A 16,709-nucleotide genomic window follows, 5' to 3' on the forward strand; every position below is an offset into this window, starting at 1 on the left:
AATCGAGTGAGCGGTCTTCGCTGACCGCGTCTCACGATAGGACCACTTCTGTCGAGGGTCAAGCAAAAGGTGTCGGCCTGTCGACATCTTTGGCTGTGTCCGCGCGGAAGCTGTGATTTACTCCTCTCATGTCAGACGCGCTCCGCACGTCGGTCCTCGGAACGACGGGGGCGGGCGACCTCTTCCAGCTCCTCCGCGACGGGCGTCCCCGGACGAGGGCGGAACTCTCCGCGATGACCGGGCTCGCCCGATCCACCATCGGCCTGCGCCTCGACGCGCTCACCCAGCTGGGCCTGATCGGGCCCGTCGCCGACGCGGTGTCGACCGGTGGCCGTCCGCCCTCGCGCGTGGCCCTGCTGCCCTCCGCCCGGGTCGTGCTCGCCGCCGACCTCGGCGCGAGCCACGCCCACGTCGCCCTAACCGACCTGATGGGCCGCGAACTCGTCAGCCACCGCGAGAAGCTCGAGATCGGGCTCGGCCCGGAGCCGGTGCTCACCTGGATGGTCGAGCACGTCGATCTGCTGCTCGCCGAGCTCGGCAAGGAGCGCGCCGATCTGATCGCGGCCGGCATCGGGCTCCCCGGCCCGGTCGAGTTCAGCACCGGTCGCCCCGTCAACCCGCCGATCATGCCGGGCTGGGACGCCTTCGACGTACCGACCTGGGTCCAGCAGCACATCGACGTGCCCGTCTTCGTCGACAACGACGTCAACATCATGGCGCTCGGCGAGAGGCAGCATTCCTGGCCGGGCGTCGACCACCTCTTCTTCCTGAAGGTCGCCACCGGGATCGGGTCCGGCATCATCTCCGGCGGCCTCCTGCAGCGCGGCGCCCAGGGCATCGCCGGCGACATCGGCCACATCCCCGTCGCCCGGGCCGTCGGCATCGCCTGCCGCTGCGGCAACACGGGGTGCCTCGAGGCCGTCGCCGCCGGCCCCGCGATCGCGCAGGGCCTGCGCCACCTCGGCCGCGACGTCACCACGGGGGCGGAGGTCGTCGAGCTCGTGCGCCGGGGCGACATCGAGGCGGTCCGCGCCGTTCGGCAGGCGGGGCGCGACATCGGTGAGGTCCTCACCACCTGCGTGAACCTCATCAACCCGTCCGTCATCGCCATCGGGGGATCGATGGCCGAGGCGGGCGAGCATCTCCTGGCCGGGGTGCGCGAGGTCGTCTACTCGCGGTCGATGCCCCTGGCGACGGAGCACCTCACCATCGTGCAGTCCCGGGCGGCGGAGAACGCCGCGATCCTGGGGGCCAGCATGCTGGCGATCCACCACGCCCTCTCCCCCGCCGGGCTCGACACGCTCGCCGCCGCGACCTGATCCTGCCACCGGAACGCCGCCGGCGAGAGAGAATGGTGGGGTGACCCTCGTGCAGCCGACCCTCTCCCTCTGGGACGAGCCCGACCCTGCCGAGCACCACACCGGTCGCATCCTCGCCGACTCCACGGATCGCATCGCCTGGCTCCGAGCGCGCAGCACGGGGATCACGGCGACCGACGTGGCCCGGCTCTCGAGCGCCGCGGCGATCCAGGCGGTCGTGATCGACAAGCTCTACGGCTCCGGGTTCGCCGGGAACGCCTACACCGACCACGGGCGCGCCCGTGAGCCGGAGATCGCGCGCTGGGTCGAGAGGCACCACTCGATCGCGCCCAGCAGCAAGCTCTTCCACTCGCGTCACCGCAAGCAGCACCTGGCGACGCCCGACGGCGTGGGGCAGCGGCCCGACGGCACCGTCGTTCTCGCCGAGATCAAGACGACCAAGAAGGAGTGGCGGAGCATCCCGCGCTCCTATCTCCGCCAGGTGTGGTGGCAGCAGTACGTGCTCGGCGCCGAGCGCACCCTCGTGGTCTGGGAGCAGCACGTCGACTTCGTCCCGATGTCAGGCGATCCGCACTGCCAGTGGGTCGAGCGCGACGACAACGAGATCCACCGCCTGGTGACGCTCGCCGATCAGGTGCTGGAGACGCTCGCCCGGTCGTGACGGACCGCCTCGGCCCCCTCGGGTCGCAGGATGCGGAACCGGCTCGTCCAGATCACCAGCGCGCTCATCCCGATGATGAACGCCGTGATGGCGACGCAGTAGATGGCGACACCGCCCGCACCCAGCACCGTGACGTTGAGGAACGGGTAGGGCACGAAGCTCTGGCCCCGCAGGAGCGTCGCGATCAGCCAGACGATCGGATAGACCAGGAAGATCCAGAGTCGCCGCCAGGCGATCGGCGGCCGGTCGCCGAAGAGGATCCACTGCAGCACCGCGAAGAGCGGGATCCATTTGTGGAGGATGTCGTTCGACCACGGAACGTTGAAATCGCCCGCGGGCAGGTTGGCCAGGAGCAGGTTGTAGACGACGCCCGTCGTGGCGAGGTACGTCGTGGTCGCGCCTCGCACGACGACGAGCCACTCGGGCTGCTCTCTCCGCCGGAAGCCGTACACGGCGGTGATCGCGAACGCCACGGCGATGAGCAGATTGCTCTGGATCGTGAAGTAGCCGAAGAAGTTGAAGAAGAAGTACTTGGTGTCCTTCATCGCCTCGACCCACTGGGCCACCACGGCGACGACGATCGCCACGGCGGCGACCAGTCGCAAAACGGCGAACAGCGTTCTCATCCGTTGAGAGTACCCATAGTTTCCTCGTCAGTGACACCCCGGAAACACATCGGAATCATCCCGGCCCTTTACTGAAGGAACGCAACGCGCCTGACCCGACAGCCGCATCCCGCAACCACGGAAGGCCAGCGATGACGACGACGACCGAGAGGCCAGCGATGACCAGCACCATGCGCGCCATGGTCATCACCGAGAACGGCGGACCGGACGTCCTCCTCCCCCGAGAGATCCCGACGCCTACCCGGTTGGGATCCGAGGTGCTGGTCCGCGTGCTCGCCGCCGGGGTCAACCCGTTCGACGTCGAGGCCCGAGAGGGGCGCGCGGGGAGCTGCGGTTCGCCGGAACTCCCCGCCGTCCTGGGCTGCGACTTCAGCGGCGTCGTCGTCGAGAGCCCCTACGCTCTTCACCCCCTGAAGCCCGGCCACGAGGTCTACGGGGTCGCGAGCGTCCCCCGGTCGGCGGGGAGCTATGCCGAGTTCGTCTCGGTGCCGGCGCTCTCCGTCGCCCGGAAGCCCGGTACCTTGTCGCACGTCGAAGCCGCGGGTGTCCCCCTCGCCGCGCTCACGGCCTGGGGCCTCGTGGTCGACGTCGCGAAGGCCCACGAGGGACAGCGCATCCTGATCCACGCCGGAGCCGGTGGAGTGGGGCACTTCGCCGTCCAGTTCGCCGCCTACTTCGGCGCGCACGTCGTGACGACCGCCTCCGCGCGCAACGCCAGTTGGCTTCGCCAGCTCGGTGCGGCCCAGGTCGTGGACCACACGGTCGGCGCGTTCGAGGACTCCGTCGCACCGGTCGACGTCGCCCTCGATCTCGTCGGCGACACGGACACGGCCCTCCGCACGGTGCACCTCGTCCGTCCCGGCGGCACCCTGGTCGCAGTGTCGGCCCCGCCGACATCGGTCCTGCAGGATGCGGCGGACTCGGCCGGCGTCCGCCTCACCGGGTACGCGGTCGCCCCCGACGCCACGTGCCTGGCCGTGATAGCCCGGCTCATCGACTCCGGCGACGTCGGAGTCTACGTGGACGACGTCTACGACCTCGAGGACGCCGCCGATGCCCATCGCACCCTCGCCCGCGGCCACACGCGCGGGAAGCTCGTTCTCAAGATCGCCGACGAGTAGCCGCCACCGACGCTCCGACGCGAAGAAGCCCCGTACCGGTCGGTACGGGGCTTCTGTCGCGCTACGTGGTGCGCGTCGACCTAGAGGGCGTTGACGTCGAGGGGGATGCCGGGACCGAAGGTGGTCGAGACGGTGCCCTTCGTAATGTAGCGGCCCTTCGAGGAGGACGGCTTGAGGCGGGTGACCTCGTCGAGGGCGGTGTCGAGGTTGGCGTTGAGCTGCTCCTCGGTGAAGCCGGCCTTGCCGATGACGAAGTGCACGTTCGAGTGCTTGTCGACTCGGAACTCGATCTTTCCGCCCTTGATGTCGTTGACGGCCTGAGCGACATTCGGGGTCACGGTGCCGGTCTTGGGGTTCGGCATGAGGCCGCGCGGGCCGAGGACCTTGCCCAGACGACCGACCTTGCCCATGAGCTCCGGCGTCGAGACGGCGGAGTCGAACGAGGTGTAGCCGCCTGCCACCTTCTCGATCAGCTCGTCGCCACCGACCTCGTCGGCGCCCGCGGCGATGGCGGCCTCGGCCGCGGCACCGGTCGCGAAGACGATGACGCGGGCGGTCTTACCCGTGCCGTGAGGCAGGATGACCGTGCCGCGGACCATCTGGTCGGCCTTGCGGGGGTCGACACCGAGCTTCAACGCGACCTCGACGGTCGAGTCGAACTTCTTGGAGCCGGTTTCGCGCGCGACCTGGACGGCCTCGCTGGTGCTGTAGAACTTGCCTGCCTCGATCTTCTCGGCAGCGGCCCGGTAGGCCTTCGACTTTTGAGCCATGGGAAATCTCCTGATTTCGAGAGCGTGGTTACGAGCCTGGCCGGCTCTCCCACTGGATGTCTTGGGGGGTGTCGCCGATGCCTAGGCGTCGACGGTGATGCCCATGGAGCGGGCGGTGCCGGCGATGATCTTCGCCGCGGCGTCGATGTCGTTGGCGTTGAGGTCGGCCTGCTTGGCGGTGGCGATCTCGCGGACCTGCTCCTGGGTGAGCTTGCCCACCTTGACGGTGTGCGGGGTCGACGAGCCCTTGGCGAGACCGGCGGCCTTCTTGATGAGCTCGGCGGCCGGGGGCGTCTTGAGGATGAACGTGAACGAGCGGTCCTCGTAGACGGTGATCTCCACGGGGATGACGTTGCCGCGCTGCGACTCGGTGGCCGCGTTGTACGCCTTGCAGAACTCCATGATGTTCACGCCGTGCTGACCCAGGGCCGGGCCGATGGGCGGGGCGGGGTTCGCGGCGCCGGCGTTGATCTGAAGCTTGATCAGACCCGTGACCTTCTTTTTCGGTGCCATGTGTTTCTTCCTTCTGGTGGATTCGAACTCGCTGCGGTTGCAGCGTGCTCTCCCGGAATCTGCGGTGCAGGGATCCGGTGGTCTGAAAAACTTGGGGGGGGGGGGTTAGAGCTTGGTGACCTGGTCGAAGCTGAGCTCGACCGGCGTCTCGCGCTCGAAGAGCGAAACGAGCACCGTGAGCTTACCCGATTCGGGCTTGATCTCGTTGATCGTTCCGGGAAGGCCTGCGAACGAGCCCTCCTTGATGGTGATCGTCTCGCCGATCTCGAAGTCGACCTCGGCCGGGATGACGCGCTGCGCCGCCTTGCCGCCCTTGGCTCCGCCCTTGCTGGCGGGAGCCGCCTCCTGCACCTGGACGAGGCTCTTCAGCATGTTGAAGGCCTCCTCGAAGCGGAGGGGGGTCGGGTTGTGCGCGTTGCCGACGAAGCCGGTGACGCCCGGGGTGTGGCGCACGACGGACCAGCTGTCCTCGTTGAGGTCCATGCGGACGAGGACGTAGCCGGGGATCCGGACGCGCGTGACGAGCTTGCGCTGACCGTTCTTGATCTCGACCACGTCTTCCATGGGGACCTCCACCTGGTAGATGAAGTCCTCCATGGTGAGGGAGACCATGCGGTTCTCGATGTTCTGCTTCACGCGACGCTCGAAGCCCGCGTAGGAGTGGATGACGTACCACTTGCCGGGCTTGCCACGGAGCTCGTAGCGGAAGGCCTCGTACGGGTCGACCTCGGCCTCGTCCTCCTCGTCCACGACGACGGTGGCGACGTCGCTCTCACCGGAACCGAAGGCGGCCTCGACGTCGGCGTCCTGCACGGTCTGGTCGGTCTCGGCGGACTCGATCTCGGTGACGGCGTCGAAGGTCCCGACGGCGTCGCCGTCGGCCTGGTGCTCCTCGGCATCCTCCTCGGCCTCGTCCTCCGTCGCCTCGACCGCGGCCTCCGCCTCGGCGGGGTCGTCGATCTCGAGAGCGTCGTCGACGATGGCGTCGGCCTCGTCGTCCTTGGCCTCGCTGAGGCTGTTCAGCAGCTCGTCGAGGTCGGTGACGTCGCTCGAGCCGGCCTCGTTCTCGTCGGTGACGGTGAGCGCCTCCTGCTCGGCGGGCTCGACGGACTCCTCGTCGGCCGTCTGCGTCGAGCCCTCCTGGGCCTCTTCGACCTCGGAGGACTGCTCAGCGGCGGTGGCGAGGTCGATGTCGTCGCGCTCGTTGTCAGGCAAAGGTTCTTCTTCCGTTGGTGTGGTGGCGACCGCAGCGGGTCGCCCGGCGGTCGTGCTCGTGAGGTTTCGGTGTTCCGGATGCGGTGGTCTTGCCCTTGAGCCCCCGCCGATCGCGACCCCCGAGGGATCAGCCGGGGTTGACCCCGTTGCCGAAGACGTACTGCACGAGGAACCCGAACAGCGTGTCGAGGCCGAAGACGAGAGCCATCATGATGACGACGAACGCGAGGACGACGCCCGTGTAGCTCACGAGCTCCTTGCGGGTCGGGGTGACGACCTTCTTGAGCTCGTTGATGACCTGGCGGAGGAAGAGCGCGATGCGAGCGAAACGCCCGCGCCGCTCGGCACCGTCGGCTTTCGCGATCGCGACGACGTCCTCGCTGGGAACGTCCACGTCTTTTCTCGCCACTGTCGCACTTACCTTCCGAGTGGTCGACTACCCGGCCGGAGGCCACGAGCCGTTCGTCCTGCCCGCGCTTCTGCGCGGGTGGGGCGTCCTGCCCGCGCATTCGCACGAGCGGGGTCCTGTCCGCGCTTCCGCGAGGATGAGGGTGCAGGGCGGACAGGACTTGAACCTGCAACCTGCGGTTTTGGAGACCGCTGCTCTACCAATTGAGCCACCGCCCTTCGGCCGGCCGACCTCGCCCCGATCGTCTGCGCAGCTTGCGCCAGGCATGGAAAATCAGGGCCTTTTCGACCGCCGCAGACAAGTGTAGGTGACCCGCCTGGGCAAGTAAAGTTGGCGGCTCCTGCGGCCTGTCGCCCCGCGGGGGCTCCCGGTAGGCTGATCGCCGTGAACAGTCCCGCCCAGACCACCGACCACGCCCGCCTCTCCCGTCGCATCGCCGCGATCGCCGAATCCGCGACGCTCAAGGTCGATGCGAAGGCCAAGGCGCTCCAGGCCGAGGGCAAGCACGTCATCAGCTACGCCGCGGGCGAACCGAACTTCGCCACGCCGGAGCACATCGTCGAGGCCGCCGTCGCGGCGGCGCGCGACCCGCGCAACCACCGCTACACCCCCGCCGCCGGCCTCCCCGAGCTGCGGGAGGCGATCGCCGAGAAGACCCTCCGCGACAGCGGCACGCACGTCTCCCCCTCGCAGGTCATCGTCACCAACGGCGGCAAGCAGGCCGTCTACCAGGCGTTCGCCTCCATCGTCGACGACGGCGACGAGGTCATCCTGCCCACCCCGTACTGGACCACCTACCCGGAGGCGGTCAAGCTCGCCGGCGGCGTCCCCGTCGACGTCTTCGCCGGAGCCGACCAGGGCTACCTCGTCACCGTCGAGCAGCTCGAGGCCGCCCGCACCCCGCGCACCAAGGTGCTCCTCTTCGTCTCCCCCTCCAACCCCACCGGCGCCGTCTACTCCGAGGAGCAGACGCGCGCCATCGGCGAGTGGGCCCTCGAGCACGGCATCTGGGTCATCACCGACGAGATCTACCAGAACCTGGTCTACGACGGCGTGAAGGCCGTCTCCATCACGGAGGCTGTCCCGGCTCTCGCCGACACGACCATCCTCGTCAACGGGGTCGCGAAGACCTACGCCATGACGGGCTGGCGCCTCGGCTGGATGATCGCCCCGGCCGACGTCACGAAGGCCGCGTCGAACCTCCAGTCGCACCTCTCGTCGAACGTGTCCAACATCTCGCAGCGCGCCGCTCTCGCGGCCCTCACGGGCTCGCAGGAGTCGGTCGAGACCATGCGCCGGGCCTTCGACGCGAGGCGCAAGACGATCGTCGCCGAGCTGAACGCGATCGACGGCATCGTCACCCCGACCCCCGAGGGCGCCTTCTACGTCTACCCCGACGTGACGGGGCTCCTCGGCCGCACCTGGGGCGGCGTGACGCCGACGACCTCGCTGGAGCTCGCCGACCTCATCCTCGACCAGGCCGAGGTCGCGACCGTCCCCGGCGAGGCGTTCGGGCCGAGCGGCTACCTCCGACTGTCGTACGCCCTGGGCGACGACGACCTCCTCGAGGGCGTCCGGCGGCTGCAGAGGCTCTTCTCCTAGGGGCGTCCCCGCGCTTTCCGCGCGTCGATCGTCAGAGGGCGAGGCCGAGGAGCACGGGCTCCGGCTGCAGGACGACGCCGAACTCCGCGGCGACCCTGCTCTGCACGTAACGCGCCAGCTGGGCCACCTCCTCGGCTTTCGCTCCCCCGCGGTTGGTGATCGCGAGCGTGTGCTTCGACGAGAGCGCCGCACCGGAGCCCGGGAGGTGGAAGCCCCTGCCGAGGCCCGCGTGCTCGATGAGCCACGCGGCGCTCAGCTTGACCCCGGAGTCGTTCGCCGGAGGCGGGGGCGCGGGCTGCTCGCCGAGGGGGACGGCCACGTCGCGGGGCTCCGGGGCGGTCTCCCACCGCGGCGCGTCGGCGGGGATCGCGTCGAGGGCCTCGCGCGGCACGATCGGGTTCGTGAAGAACGACCCGCTCGAGAAGGTGTCGCGGTCGGACGGGTCGAGCACCATGCCCTTGCGGGCCCGGAGCTCGAGGACGCGACGGCGGGTGTCGGCGACGGGGACGCGGCTCCCGAGCTCCACCCCCAGGGCGGTGGCGAGCTGGGCGTACGCGATCGGGGTCCCGAGGGCGGAGTCGTCGAGGAGCTCGAACTCGACGGCGGTGATCACCCCGCGGCGCCCCGCGGTGGCGGTGGTCGGCTTGAAGACGCTCGTGCGGTAGTCGAGGCCGAGGTTGGCGCGCGGGATCCTGCGGAACTCCCCCGTCTCGGCGTCGAGGAAGTCGACGCTCACGAGGCTCGAGGAGACCTCCTGGCCGTAGGCCCCGATGTTCTGGACGGGCGAGGCCCCCGTCGATCCGGGGATCCCGCTGAGCGCCTCGATGCCGGCCCAGCCGTTGTCGACCGTGTGGCGGACGAGGTCGTCCCAGTCCTCCCCCGCCTGGACCCGGAGACGCACGCGGCCCTCGGGCGCGTCGAGGCGCTCGACGCCCCGAGTCGCCACCCGGAGGACCGTGCCCTCGAACCCCTCGTCGGCGGCCACGGTGTTGGAGCCGCCGCCGAGGACGAACCACTCGTCGTCGCCCGCGAAGAAGATCTCCCGAGCCGCCTCGAGCAGCTCGTCGTGCTCCGTGGCGACGACGAGGCGCGAGGGCACCCCGCCGACCTGCATGGTCGTCAGGTCGGAGAGCGCGGTCACGACCAAGCCACTCGCACCTGGGCCTTGCCGAGGACGGTGGCGCCCTCGAACGTGACGGTCAGGTCGACGCGCGCCGTGCGAGCCTCGGTGTCGAGCTGCCCGATCTTGGCCGTGACGGTGATCTCGGCCCCGCGCTCCGGGTCGACGACGACGGGCCGGGTGAACCGGACCTGGTAGTCGGTGACCCAGCCCGCGGCTCCGGGGGCGTCGTCGCCCTCGAGCCAGGACACGACCGGCTGGACCGCGACGCCCATCGTGAGCATCCCGTGCGCCAGCACGCCGGGCAGGCCGACTCCCGCGGCGACGTCGTCGCGGTAGTGGATGGAGTTGAAGTCGCCGGAGGCGCCGGCGTACCGGACGAGCGAGTCGCGGGAGAGGGAGAACGCCCTCTCGGCGACCACGAGGCCGACCTCCAGGGCGGCGCTCATTCGTCGCCCCGGACGACGAGGGTCGACGTGGTGGTGACGACGTGCGCGCCGTCGGCGTCGACCAGGACGGATTCGGCCGTGACCATCGAGTGGCCGCCGAGGGACTTGACCGACGTGACCGTCAGCGTCGCGGTCAGCTCGTCGCCGGCCACGACGGGACGGGAGTACTGGAACCGCTGGTCGCCGTGGACGACGCGCGTGAAGTCGATGCCCGCGTCCGGCTCGGCGAGGAGCTGTTGGAGGGTCGACTCCTGCACGACGATGGCGAAGGTCGGGGGCGCCACGACGTCGCGGAAACCGGCCGCGCGGGCCGCCTCCACGTCGAAGGAGAGCCTGCTCTCGGACGAGGTCGCGCGAGCGAACTCGCGGACTTTCTCGCGGCCCACGAGATACGGCGGAGCGGGCGGGAAGGTCCGCCCCTGGAGCGCGGGGTTCACTGACACGCGGGCCAGTCTAGAGCGGTGCCGACGGCGCCCCCGAATCGGGGCGGACGTCCCCTTCTCCTGAGGCTCGGGGAGGCGTATGATCACGCACACGTCTGGGATGGTAACTCGACGTGAGTGCCCGTTCCGACGGCGTGGCGGATCCCCCCTGGTTCCGACCCGCCGTGGGTTCCGAAGCGGAATCCGGGCTGTACCGCCGTCCGGGCACCAGAGGTGTGGCCCCGCCGAGCGACTCGGCCGGGCCACACCGTTCCCCTCCCCTCCGCGGATCGCCGCGGGCCGGAGGCGCTCCGCCCCTAGGCTGTGGGGATGCTCTCCCGGGCGCGGTCCCTCGCGCTGTCCTCGCATCCGGGGCCGACCCTTGCCGTCACGATCCTGGCGGCCCTCCTGGCGACCGGCCTCGGTTATGCGCCGGCCCGGATCCTCGTGATCGCCGTCGCCGTCCTCCTCGGCCAGCTCTCCATCGGCTTCTCGAACGACTGGATCGACGCCGAGCGGGATCGTGTCGCCGGCCGCACGGACAAGCCCGTCGCGCAGGGGCTCGTCCCCGTGAGACTCGTGCGTCGCGCCGCGATCACGACGGCCGTCGTGGCCCTCGCCGTCTCCGTGGCGCTGGGACGTCCGGCCGCCGTCGCCCACGCCGTCCTGATCGCGTCGGGCTGGGCGTACAACGCGGGCCTGAAGCGCACGCCCTTCTCCGTGGTCCCGTTCGTGGTCGCTTTCGGGCTGCTCCCCGACATCGTGACGCTCGCCGGCCAGTACGGGCAGCCCGCCGCGGTCTGGGCCCTCCTCGCCGGGGCGTTCTTCGGGGTCGCCATCCACTTCACGAACGTCCTGCCGGACCTCGCCGACGACGAGGCCACCGACGTGCGCGGACTCCCCCACCGGCTCGGGGCCCGGGCGTCGGGGATCGTGGCCTTCGCCGCCCTCGTCGTGGCGGGACTGTTCACCGCCTTCGGGCCCGTCGTCGCGCACCCGGTGAACGGCGTCAGCGCGATCTCGATCGTCGGACTCGTCGTGACGCTCGGGATCGCGCTGGTGGGGATCCGCTTGGTGCTCACCCGCGAGCCGGACCGCACGCTCTTCCGGCTCGTGATCGCCGCATCGCTCGTGATCGCCGTGGAGCTGGTTCTCAGCGGGACGCGACTCGTCGGCTGACCGGCGTCATCGGGCCGGGCATCCTGCGGGCCGTCACGAGAGCGTCATGGAGTAGGCGCGGGCGAGCACCCCGCCGAGCGGGCTCGCGAGGGCGACGCCGAACGCGGTGTCGCGCGCCGCTCGCCGGACCGGACCCGTGGGTCGCCCGATGGCCATGTTGATCTCGGACTGGCGGGCGGCTCGGCGCGCCGCCTGGATCCGCCGCTGCTCGTAGTCGTCGAACGCGGCGGCGTCGGGCCGATCCCGCCCGAGGCTCGCGACCAGGAGCGGCGTCAACGCCTCCGCGTCGAGCCAGCCGAGGTTCATCCCCTGGCCGCCGATGGGGCTGATCTCGTGCGCGGCGTCGCCGACGAGGACCACGCGGCCGCGGACCAGATGCTGCGCGAGGCGGCGGCGCGTGGCGAACGAGGCGACCGTCCCGGCCGTGGCGGGATCGACCGGGGTGCCCGTGCGCCGGGTGACGAGCTCCGCGATCTGCTCGGCGGTCGGCCGGACGAGCGGCTTACCCGTGTGGAGCACGAACCGCCGGAGCCCGTTCGGCAGGGGGAACGACTCGACGACACCCGCCGCCTCGAGGTGCACGACGGCGTCCGCACCGTGGCCGGTGTCGTCGCGGAAGTCGCCCATCGAGTAGGGATCGGGGTAGGCCTTGAGCGGGGCCTGAATGCCCAGGAGCCGCCGGACGGTGCTGCGCGGGCCGTCCGCGCCGACGACGAAGCGGGCCATCTCGAAGACGTCCTCTCCGTCGACCGTGCGTCCGTGCAGGCGCACCACCCCGGGGTCGACGTCGTCGAGGGCCACGAGCTCGACCGAGCGGCGGAGCGACTCGGGGGCGAGCTCCTCGAGTCTCGCCTCGATGATCGACTCGGTCTCGTGCTGCGGCAGCGCCGCGACGAACCCGAACGTCGGGCTCACACCGTCGAACCGCACGATGCCGAGCGTGCGGTCGCCGCTCCGGGCGATTCCACGTCGGATGCGCACGGCCCGCTCGGCGACGGTCGTCGCGATCCCGAGGGCCTCGAACGCGGTGAGCGAGGGCGGATGGATGCCGATGGCCCGCGACAGGGCCGCCGGCGATCGCCGCTTCTCCCAGACCTCGACGTCGAGTCCGCGCTCCGCCAGCAGTGCGGCGAGGAACAGGCCGACCGGGCCGCCACCCACCACGACGACGTCACGCATCGGTGCCTCCCGGGTGGGCTGCGGCGCCGCCGGCCCCCTGGGCAGCGGCCGCCTCGGCAGCGGCCTCGAGATCGGTTTCCGGGGTGCCCGTTCGCGTCAGCAGCAGCCGGAACGGGAACTGCCCCTCCACCTTCCACCCCGCGGGGACCTCGCGCCGCAGCTCGTCGACCCGGTAGCTCCGGCGGATCGACAGGAGCCCGTCGTGACGGATGAACGACCCGCGGAACGGCAGGAGCGTCGCCGCGGCGTACAGCAGGTACGCCAGGCGGGAGCGCTCGATGTCGTTGTGCAGCACGAGCGTCGTCGCGAGCCGGGCGCTGTCGTCGAGGAGGTCTCCGAGGTCGACCGGATCGAGGTGGTGGAGGACGTGATTCGACAGCACGAGATCGAACCGGCGCCCCTCGTCGACGAGCGCTCGGCTGGTTGTCCGATCGAAGGCGAGGGTGGCGTCTCGTCCGGGTGCGGCGCCCGGCACGGGGCTCCTGCGCTCCGCGGTCGCGAAGGCGTGCGCCCGGGGGTCCGGATCGACGGCGAGGATGTCGAGGTGGTAGCCGTCGCGCCGGGCACGGTCGGCGAGAGCCCGCGGCACGTCGCCGGCCCCGGACCCGATGTCAAGCACCGTGAGCCGGCCGTCGGGAGACGCCTCGAGCAGGGGCCGGATGCGGCGGCGGTACACGCGTCGCCAGCCCGCGACGACACCGTTGACGAGGGCGAAGTGCCGGTAGGTGCGCTCGAGGGCGACGAGGTCGCAGTCCGGGTCGTCCATGAGCTCGAGAGCGCGCGTCTCGCGGTGGGTCAGGTCGGGCACGGTCATCGGCCGTCCGAGAGGCGGCGCGTCAGCAGGGCGGTCTCCACGGTGAGGCCCGGGCCGAAGGCCATCGCGCAGATGCGTTCGGGCCGGGCATCCTGCGCGGGTGTCGACGCGGGCGGGATGATCGCGGGAGCCGCCGGGAGCGCAGCCCCCATGTCGGCGACACCACCGGCTCCGGCTCCGGCTCCGACCAGCTCTCGTTCGACGATCACGGCCTCGGCTCCGGCCTCCGGCTCGCGGCCCGCAGGATGCAGGAGCCGCCGCAGCACGAACAGCACCGTCGCACTCGACATGTTGCCGTAGTCGCGCAGGACGCTCCGGGAGTCGTCGACCTGCTCGTCGGAGAGCCCCAGGGCCGTCTGGACCCGGTCGAGGATGCTGCGGCCTCCGGGGTGGACCGCCCAGCGGTCGATCGCTTCGGCGGGGGCCAGACCCGCGGCGAGCGCGCCCCGAATCTCGGGATCGCGTTCGAGGAGCGGTTCGAGGGCGTCGCCCACGTGCTGCTCGACGATCCGGGGAACGTAGCTCGACAGCACCATGTCGAAGCCGCGGTCGCCGATGCTCCAGGCCATGGCGGTCTCCCCCTCGGGGATGACCGTGGTCTCGAAGGCGTCGAGATCGAGCAGGGCGACCCCGCTCGGAGCGGGCCGAGCCGTGACGAGAGCGGCCGCGGCGCCGTCGGCGAAGACGGAGGCCGCGACGATCGTGTCGGGGTCGTCGTCGAGGTGGACGTGGAGCGAGCAGAGCTCGACGGACACGACCAGCACGACGGCGTCGGGGTCGGCCCGACAGAACTGCTCGGCCGCCCGGAGCGCCGGGAAAGCGCCGTAGCAACCGAGGAAGCCGAGGTGGTACCGCTGCGCGGACGGGCGGAGTCCGAGCTCGCGCACGAGGACGTAATCGGGGCCGGGCGCCGAGAAACCCGTGCAGGAGACGGTCACGACGTGGGTGACGTCGCTCGGGTCGAGGTCGGGTGCCGCCGCGAGCGCCTTCCGCGCGGCGTCGACGATCAGGGGTCGCGAGGCACGGACGTAGGCGTCGTTGCGCGCACCCGTCCCGGGCACGAGGATGGCGCCGCTCTCGCGGTCGAGGAACGCAGGATCCGCGGGGCCCGCCCCGTCGCCGAACTCCTCGATCACGGTGTGCCGCGTCTCGATGGCCGACGCGTCGAAGGCCGCGCCCACGAGGCGCCTGCCCAGCCGCCCGTAGCCGGGCTGCCCCGTCAGGAGGTCGCGGAACTCGGACTGTCGGATCACGGTCGCGGGGACGGCGGTCTCGATGGAGCGGATGGCGACCATGAGTCATGCTAACTCCCGCCGGGTCGGCGGGCTTTCAGGTGGGGTGGGGCCGACCCCGTCCCGCCCGTCCAAGAATTTTCGCAGCCGGTTCTGAGCAGATCTCGAGCTATCGCGCTCGCGTCGGTTCTATCTTTCTGGTGTCGCGGTGCTGAACCGCGACAGGCCAACTCCACATGCGAACACCGAAAGGGGACTCTTCATCATGGCCATGTCTTTCGATCCTTTCACCGAGCTGGACCGTCTCACGGGCGCTCTCCTCGGAAGCCGTCAGGGGCCGCGCTTCATGCCGGTCGACCTCTACCGCGACGGCGATCGCTACGTCCTGAACGCCGACCTGCCGGGCATCGATCCCGGATCGGTCGACATCGACGTCGACGGCCAGCTCCTCACCGTCCGGGCCAACCGCACGGCGGACACCCGGTCCGGAGCCAAGTGGCTGGCGCAGGAGCGACCCCACGGCTCCTACCTCCGCCAGTTCAGCCTCGGCGAGGGCGTCGATCCCGACGGCATCACCGCCCACTACGAGAACGGCGTGCTGTCGCTCGTGATCCCCGTGAGCGAGCGCGCGAAGCCGCGGAAGATCGCGGTCACCTCCGGCCAGACGACCGAGCAGCACTCCGTGACCAGCTAAAGGGGGGCGGATCGGCCGGGGCCCGAGGGCCCCGGCCGACGCTCCGTGGACGAGGAGGACGAGATGCTCCTGGTTGCCGAGCTCAAGGACACGACGTCGTGGCCCTACGCGGAGGACGACGTCGTCCGCGAGGCCGAGGCGATCCTGATCCTGGCCGCTCTCGAGGGTGGTCCCGAGGTGGGGCACGCGCTGGTGCGAGTCGCGCTGGACGGTCGTCCACGGGCCTCCCGCGGATGGGCCGATACGGAGGTGGCTGTGGCGTCTGTTCAGGATGCCCGCTCGACCTTCCGCCCCTGGGCGAGGTCGCCCCCGCGCATCCTGCGCTGGATCCCGCGCCGCGAGACTCCACGATTGGCGCTCCGCAGAGAAGATGAGCGGCGAGTCGTGGAGTCTCGCGAGGCGGGGTGCGGCGGCGGACGGGTGAGACTCCACGATTGGCGCTCCCCCGCGAAGGTGAGCGGCGAGTCGTGGAGTCTCGCGGGGCGAGGTGGGACGGCCGACCGAGCCGGGACGAGACCCTGGCGGGGTCGGCCGGCTGGCATGCTGGATCGATGACAGGCGCGACCGACGACGACCCCACCTGCACGTTCTGCCGCATCGTCCGCGATGAGCCGGACTCGACACGGTGGATCGACCGCGACGAGGATGCCGTGGCGTTCCTCCCGCTCCCCGACTCCCGTCTCGCGCCCGGCCACACGCTCGTCGTGCCGCGCGAGCACTCCCTCGGTCTGCTCGACGCCTCGCCCCGCGCCCTGCACGCCACCGTGGATCTCGCGCAGCGCGTCGGCCGTGCCATGAAGGGCGGCTTGGGAGCGACGGGCACGGTGCTCCTGCAGGCCACCGGCGTCGACGCGGGGCAGAGCGTGCCGCACTTCCACCTGCACGTCGTGCCGTGCTGGGCGGATGACGGGATCACGTTCTGGCCGGCAGGATCCTCGGGGCACGTCGTCGACGGCGATCCGGGAGCGCTGCTCGCCGAGATGTTCGAGTGACGCGGGGTGGCGTGCCGCGTGACTCCGCGATTGGCGCTCCCCCGCGAAGGTGAGCGGCGAGTCGCGGAGTCTCGCGGGGCGAGGACGAGACGGGCGCGGGGACGCGACACAGCGGAACGACGAACGGCCCCGCCGAAGCGGAGCCGTTCTGCTGTAGCGAGGGCGGGACTCGAACCCGCGACACCACGATTATGAGCCGTGTGCTCTAACCACCTGAGCTACCCCGCCGCATCGCCGACCGCGCTGGGCCTGCGGAGCCCCCTGTGGGAATCGGACCCACTACCTCTTCCTTACCAAGGAAGTGCTCTACCAATGAGCTAAGGGGGCGTGACCTGGAAACGGAGCCGATCTCTCGGCCCCGCAATGGCACCACACGAGAATAGCAGGACTTC

18 protein-coding genes and 3 tRNA genes are annotated in these 16,709 nt (G+C 70.7%); 7 read left to right on the forward strand and 14 right to left on the reverse strand.

The window, feature by feature from the left end; genetic code table 11:
- Window positions 1–128 precede the first annotated feature (128 nt).
- Together AS850_RS10690 and AS850_RS10695 are read left to right on the forward strand one after the other, a co-directional pair.
- Window positions 129–1,319 (forward strand): ROK family transcriptional regulator, encoded by a 1,191-nt coding sequence (locus tag AS850_RS10690; protein WP_119869106.1) that lies wholly within the window; start codon window positions 129–131, stop codon window positions 1,317–1,319.
- A 49-nt stretch (window positions 1,320–1,368) separates the two neighbouring features.
- The gene (locus AS850_RS10695; protein WP_119870263.1) at window positions 1,369–1,980 is read left to right on the forward strand and encodes a YqaJ viral recombinase family protein; all 612 of its coding nucleotides are present in this window, start codon (window positions 1,369–1,371) and stop codon (window positions 1,978–1,980) included.
- On the opposite strand, the gene AS850_RS10700 is transcribed toward AS850_RS10695, so the two are convergent.
- Window positions 1,950–2,606 (reverse strand): Pr6Pr family membrane protein, encoded by a 657-nt coding sequence (locus AS850_RS10700; protein WP_119869107.1) that lies wholly within the window; start codon window positions 2,604–2,606, stop codon window positions 1,950–1,952. The genes AS850_RS10695 and AS850_RS10700 overlap by 31 nt on opposite strands.
- Before the next feature lie 158 nt (window positions 2,607–2,764).
- Between AS850_RS10700 and AS850_RS10705 the strand changes: the two genes are divergently transcribed.
- Window positions 2,765–3,727: an NADP-dependent oxidoreductase gene (locus AS850_RS10705; RefSeq protein WP_119870264.1), complete on the forward strand. Its 963-nt coding sequence runs from the start codon at window positions 2,765–2,767 to the stop codon at window positions 3,725–3,727.
- A gap of 80 nt (window positions 3,728–3,807) precedes the next feature.
- On the opposite strand, the gene rplA is transcribed toward AS850_RS10705, so the two are convergent.
- The 5 genes from rplA to AS850_RS10730 form a co-directional block, all read right to left on the reverse strand.
- Window positions 3,808–4,497 (reverse strand): 50S ribosomal protein L1, encoded by a 690-nt coding sequence (gene rplA, locus AS850_RS10710; protein ID WP_119869108.1) that lies wholly within the window; start codon window positions 4,495–4,497, stop codon window positions 3,808–3,810.
- An 81-nt stretch (window positions 4,498–4,578) separates the two neighbouring features.
- Window positions 4,579–5,010 carry a 50S ribosomal protein L11 gene (gene rplK / locus AS850_RS10715; RefSeq protein WP_119869109.1) on the reverse strand — a complete coding sequence of 144 codons (432 nt, stop codon included), beginning with the start codon at window positions 5,008–5,010 and terminating at the stop codon, window positions 4,579–4,581.
- Window positions 5,011–5,115: 105 nt separating this feature from the next.
- Window positions 5,116–6,225, reverse strand: coding sequence for a transcription termination/antitermination protein NusG (gene nusG / locus AS850_RS10720; RefSeq protein ID WP_119869110.1), 1,110 nt, complete (start codon window positions 6,223–6,225; stop codon window positions 5,116–5,118).
- A gap of 127 nt (window positions 6,226–6,352) precedes the next feature.
- On the reverse strand, window positions 6,353–6,634 hold the full coding sequence (gene secE, locus AS850_RS10725) for a preprotein translocase subunit SecE (RefSeq protein WP_119869111.1): 282 nt from the start codon (window positions 6,632–6,634) through the stop codon (window positions 6,353–6,355).
- A 145-nt stretch (window positions 6,635–6,779) separates the two neighbouring features.
- Window positions 6,780–6,852: transfer RNA gene (locus AS850_RS10730), tRNA-Trp, on the reverse strand.
- A gap of 166 nt (window positions 6,853–7,018) precedes the next feature.
- On the opposite strand from AS850_RS10730, the gene AS850_RS10735 reads away from it, so the two are divergent.
- On the forward strand, window positions 7,019–8,236 hold the full coding sequence (locus AS850_RS10735) for a pyridoxal phosphate-dependent aminotransferase (RefSeq protein WP_119869112.1): 1,218 nt from the start codon (window positions 7,019–7,021) through the stop codon (window positions 8,234–8,236).
- 31 nt (window positions 8,237–8,267) lie between these two features.
- On the opposite strand, the gene AS850_RS10740 is transcribed toward AS850_RS10735, so the two are convergent.
- Genes AS850_RS10740 through AS850_RS10750 form a run of 3 tightly spaced genes read right to left on the reverse strand, consistent with a single transcriptional unit; the run spans window position 8,268 to window position 10,248 of the window.
- Window positions 8,268–9,350 (reverse strand): UDP-N-acetylmuramate dehydrogenase, encoded by a 1,083-nt coding sequence (locus AS850_RS10740; RefSeq protein WP_119870265.1) that lies wholly within the window; start codon window positions 9,348–9,350, stop codon window positions 8,268–8,270.
- A 23-nt stretch (window positions 9,351–9,373) separates the two neighbouring features.
- Complete coding sequence (locus tag AS850_RS10745; protein ID WP_119869113.1) at window positions 9,374–9,805, reverse strand: MaoC/PaaZ C-terminal domain-containing protein; 432 nt, start codon at window positions 9,803–9,805, stop codon at window positions 9,374–9,376.
- Entirely contained in the window at window positions 9,802–10,248 is a 447-nt protein-coding gene (locus tag AS850_RS10750; RefSeq protein ID WP_119869114.1) for an FAS1-like dehydratase domain-containing protein, read from the reverse strand. Before AS850_RS10750 ends, AS850_RS10745 begins: the two co-directional genes overlap by 4 nt.
- Before the next feature lie 309 nt (window positions 10,249–10,557).
- On the opposite strand from AS850_RS10750, the gene AS850_RS10755 reads away from it, so the two are divergent.
- Complete coding sequence (locus tag AS850_RS10755) at window positions 10,558–11,406, forward strand: UbiA family prenyltransferase (RefSeq protein ID WP_119869115.1); 849 nt, start codon at window positions 10,558–10,560, stop codon at window positions 11,404–11,406.
- Between the two features lie 33 nt (window positions 11,407–11,439).
- Here the strand turns inward: AS850_RS10755 and AS850_RS10760 are convergent, their stop codons facing one another.
- From AS850_RS10760 to AS850_RS10770, 3 genes are read right to left on the reverse strand one after another with little or no spacing between them, the layout of a single operon-like run.
- A complete protein-coding gene (locus AS850_RS10760; protein WP_119869116.1) occupies window positions 11,440–12,585 on the reverse strand; it encodes an FAD-dependent oxidoreductase in 1,146 nt (381 codons plus the stop codon).
- The gene (locus AS850_RS10765; RefSeq protein WP_119869117.1) at window positions 12,578–13,399 is read right to left on the reverse strand and encodes a methyltransferase domain-containing protein; all 822 of its coding nucleotides are present in this window, start codon (window positions 13,397–13,399) and stop codon (window positions 12,578–12,580) included. Before AS850_RS10765 ends, AS850_RS10760 begins: the two co-directional genes overlap by 8 nt.
- On the reverse strand, window positions 13,396–14,694 hold the full coding sequence (locus AS850_RS10770; RefSeq protein ID WP_119869118.1) for a type III polyketide synthase: 1,299 nt from the start codon (window positions 14,692–14,694) through the stop codon (window positions 13,396–13,398). Before AS850_RS10770 ends, AS850_RS10765 begins: the two co-directional genes overlap by 4 nt.
- 202 nt (window positions 14,695–14,896) lie before the next feature.
- Between AS850_RS10770 and AS850_RS10775 the strand changes: the two genes are divergently transcribed.
- Together AS850_RS10775 and AS850_RS10785 are read left to right on the forward strand one after the other, a co-directional pair.
- Complete coding sequence (locus AS850_RS10775) at window positions 14,897–15,325, forward strand: Hsp20/alpha crystallin family protein (RefSeq protein ID WP_119869119.1); 429 nt, start codon at window positions 14,897–14,899, stop codon at window positions 15,323–15,325.
- 551 nt (window positions 15,326–15,876) lie between these two features.
- Window positions 15,877–16,317: an HIT family protein gene (locus tag AS850_RS10785; RefSeq protein WP_119869121.1), complete on the forward strand. Its 441-nt coding sequence runs from the start codon at window positions 15,877–15,879 to the stop codon at window positions 16,315–16,317.
- Window positions 16,318–16,471: 154 nt separating this feature from the next.
- Here the strand turns inward: AS850_RS10785 and AS850_RS10790 are convergent.
- Window positions 16,472–16,545: transfer RNA gene (locus AS850_RS10790), tRNA-Met, on the reverse strand.
- Between the two features lie 27 nt (window positions 16,546–16,572).
- Window positions 16,573–16,644: transfer RNA gene (locus tag AS850_RS10795), tRNA-Thr, on the reverse strand.
- Window positions 16,645–16,709: the final 65 nt, after the last annotated feature.

This window comes from Frondihabitans sp. 762G35 (genome assembly GCF_002074055.1).
GTDB lineage: Bacteria > Actinomycetota > Actinomycetes > Actinomycetales > Microbacteriaceae > Frondihabitans.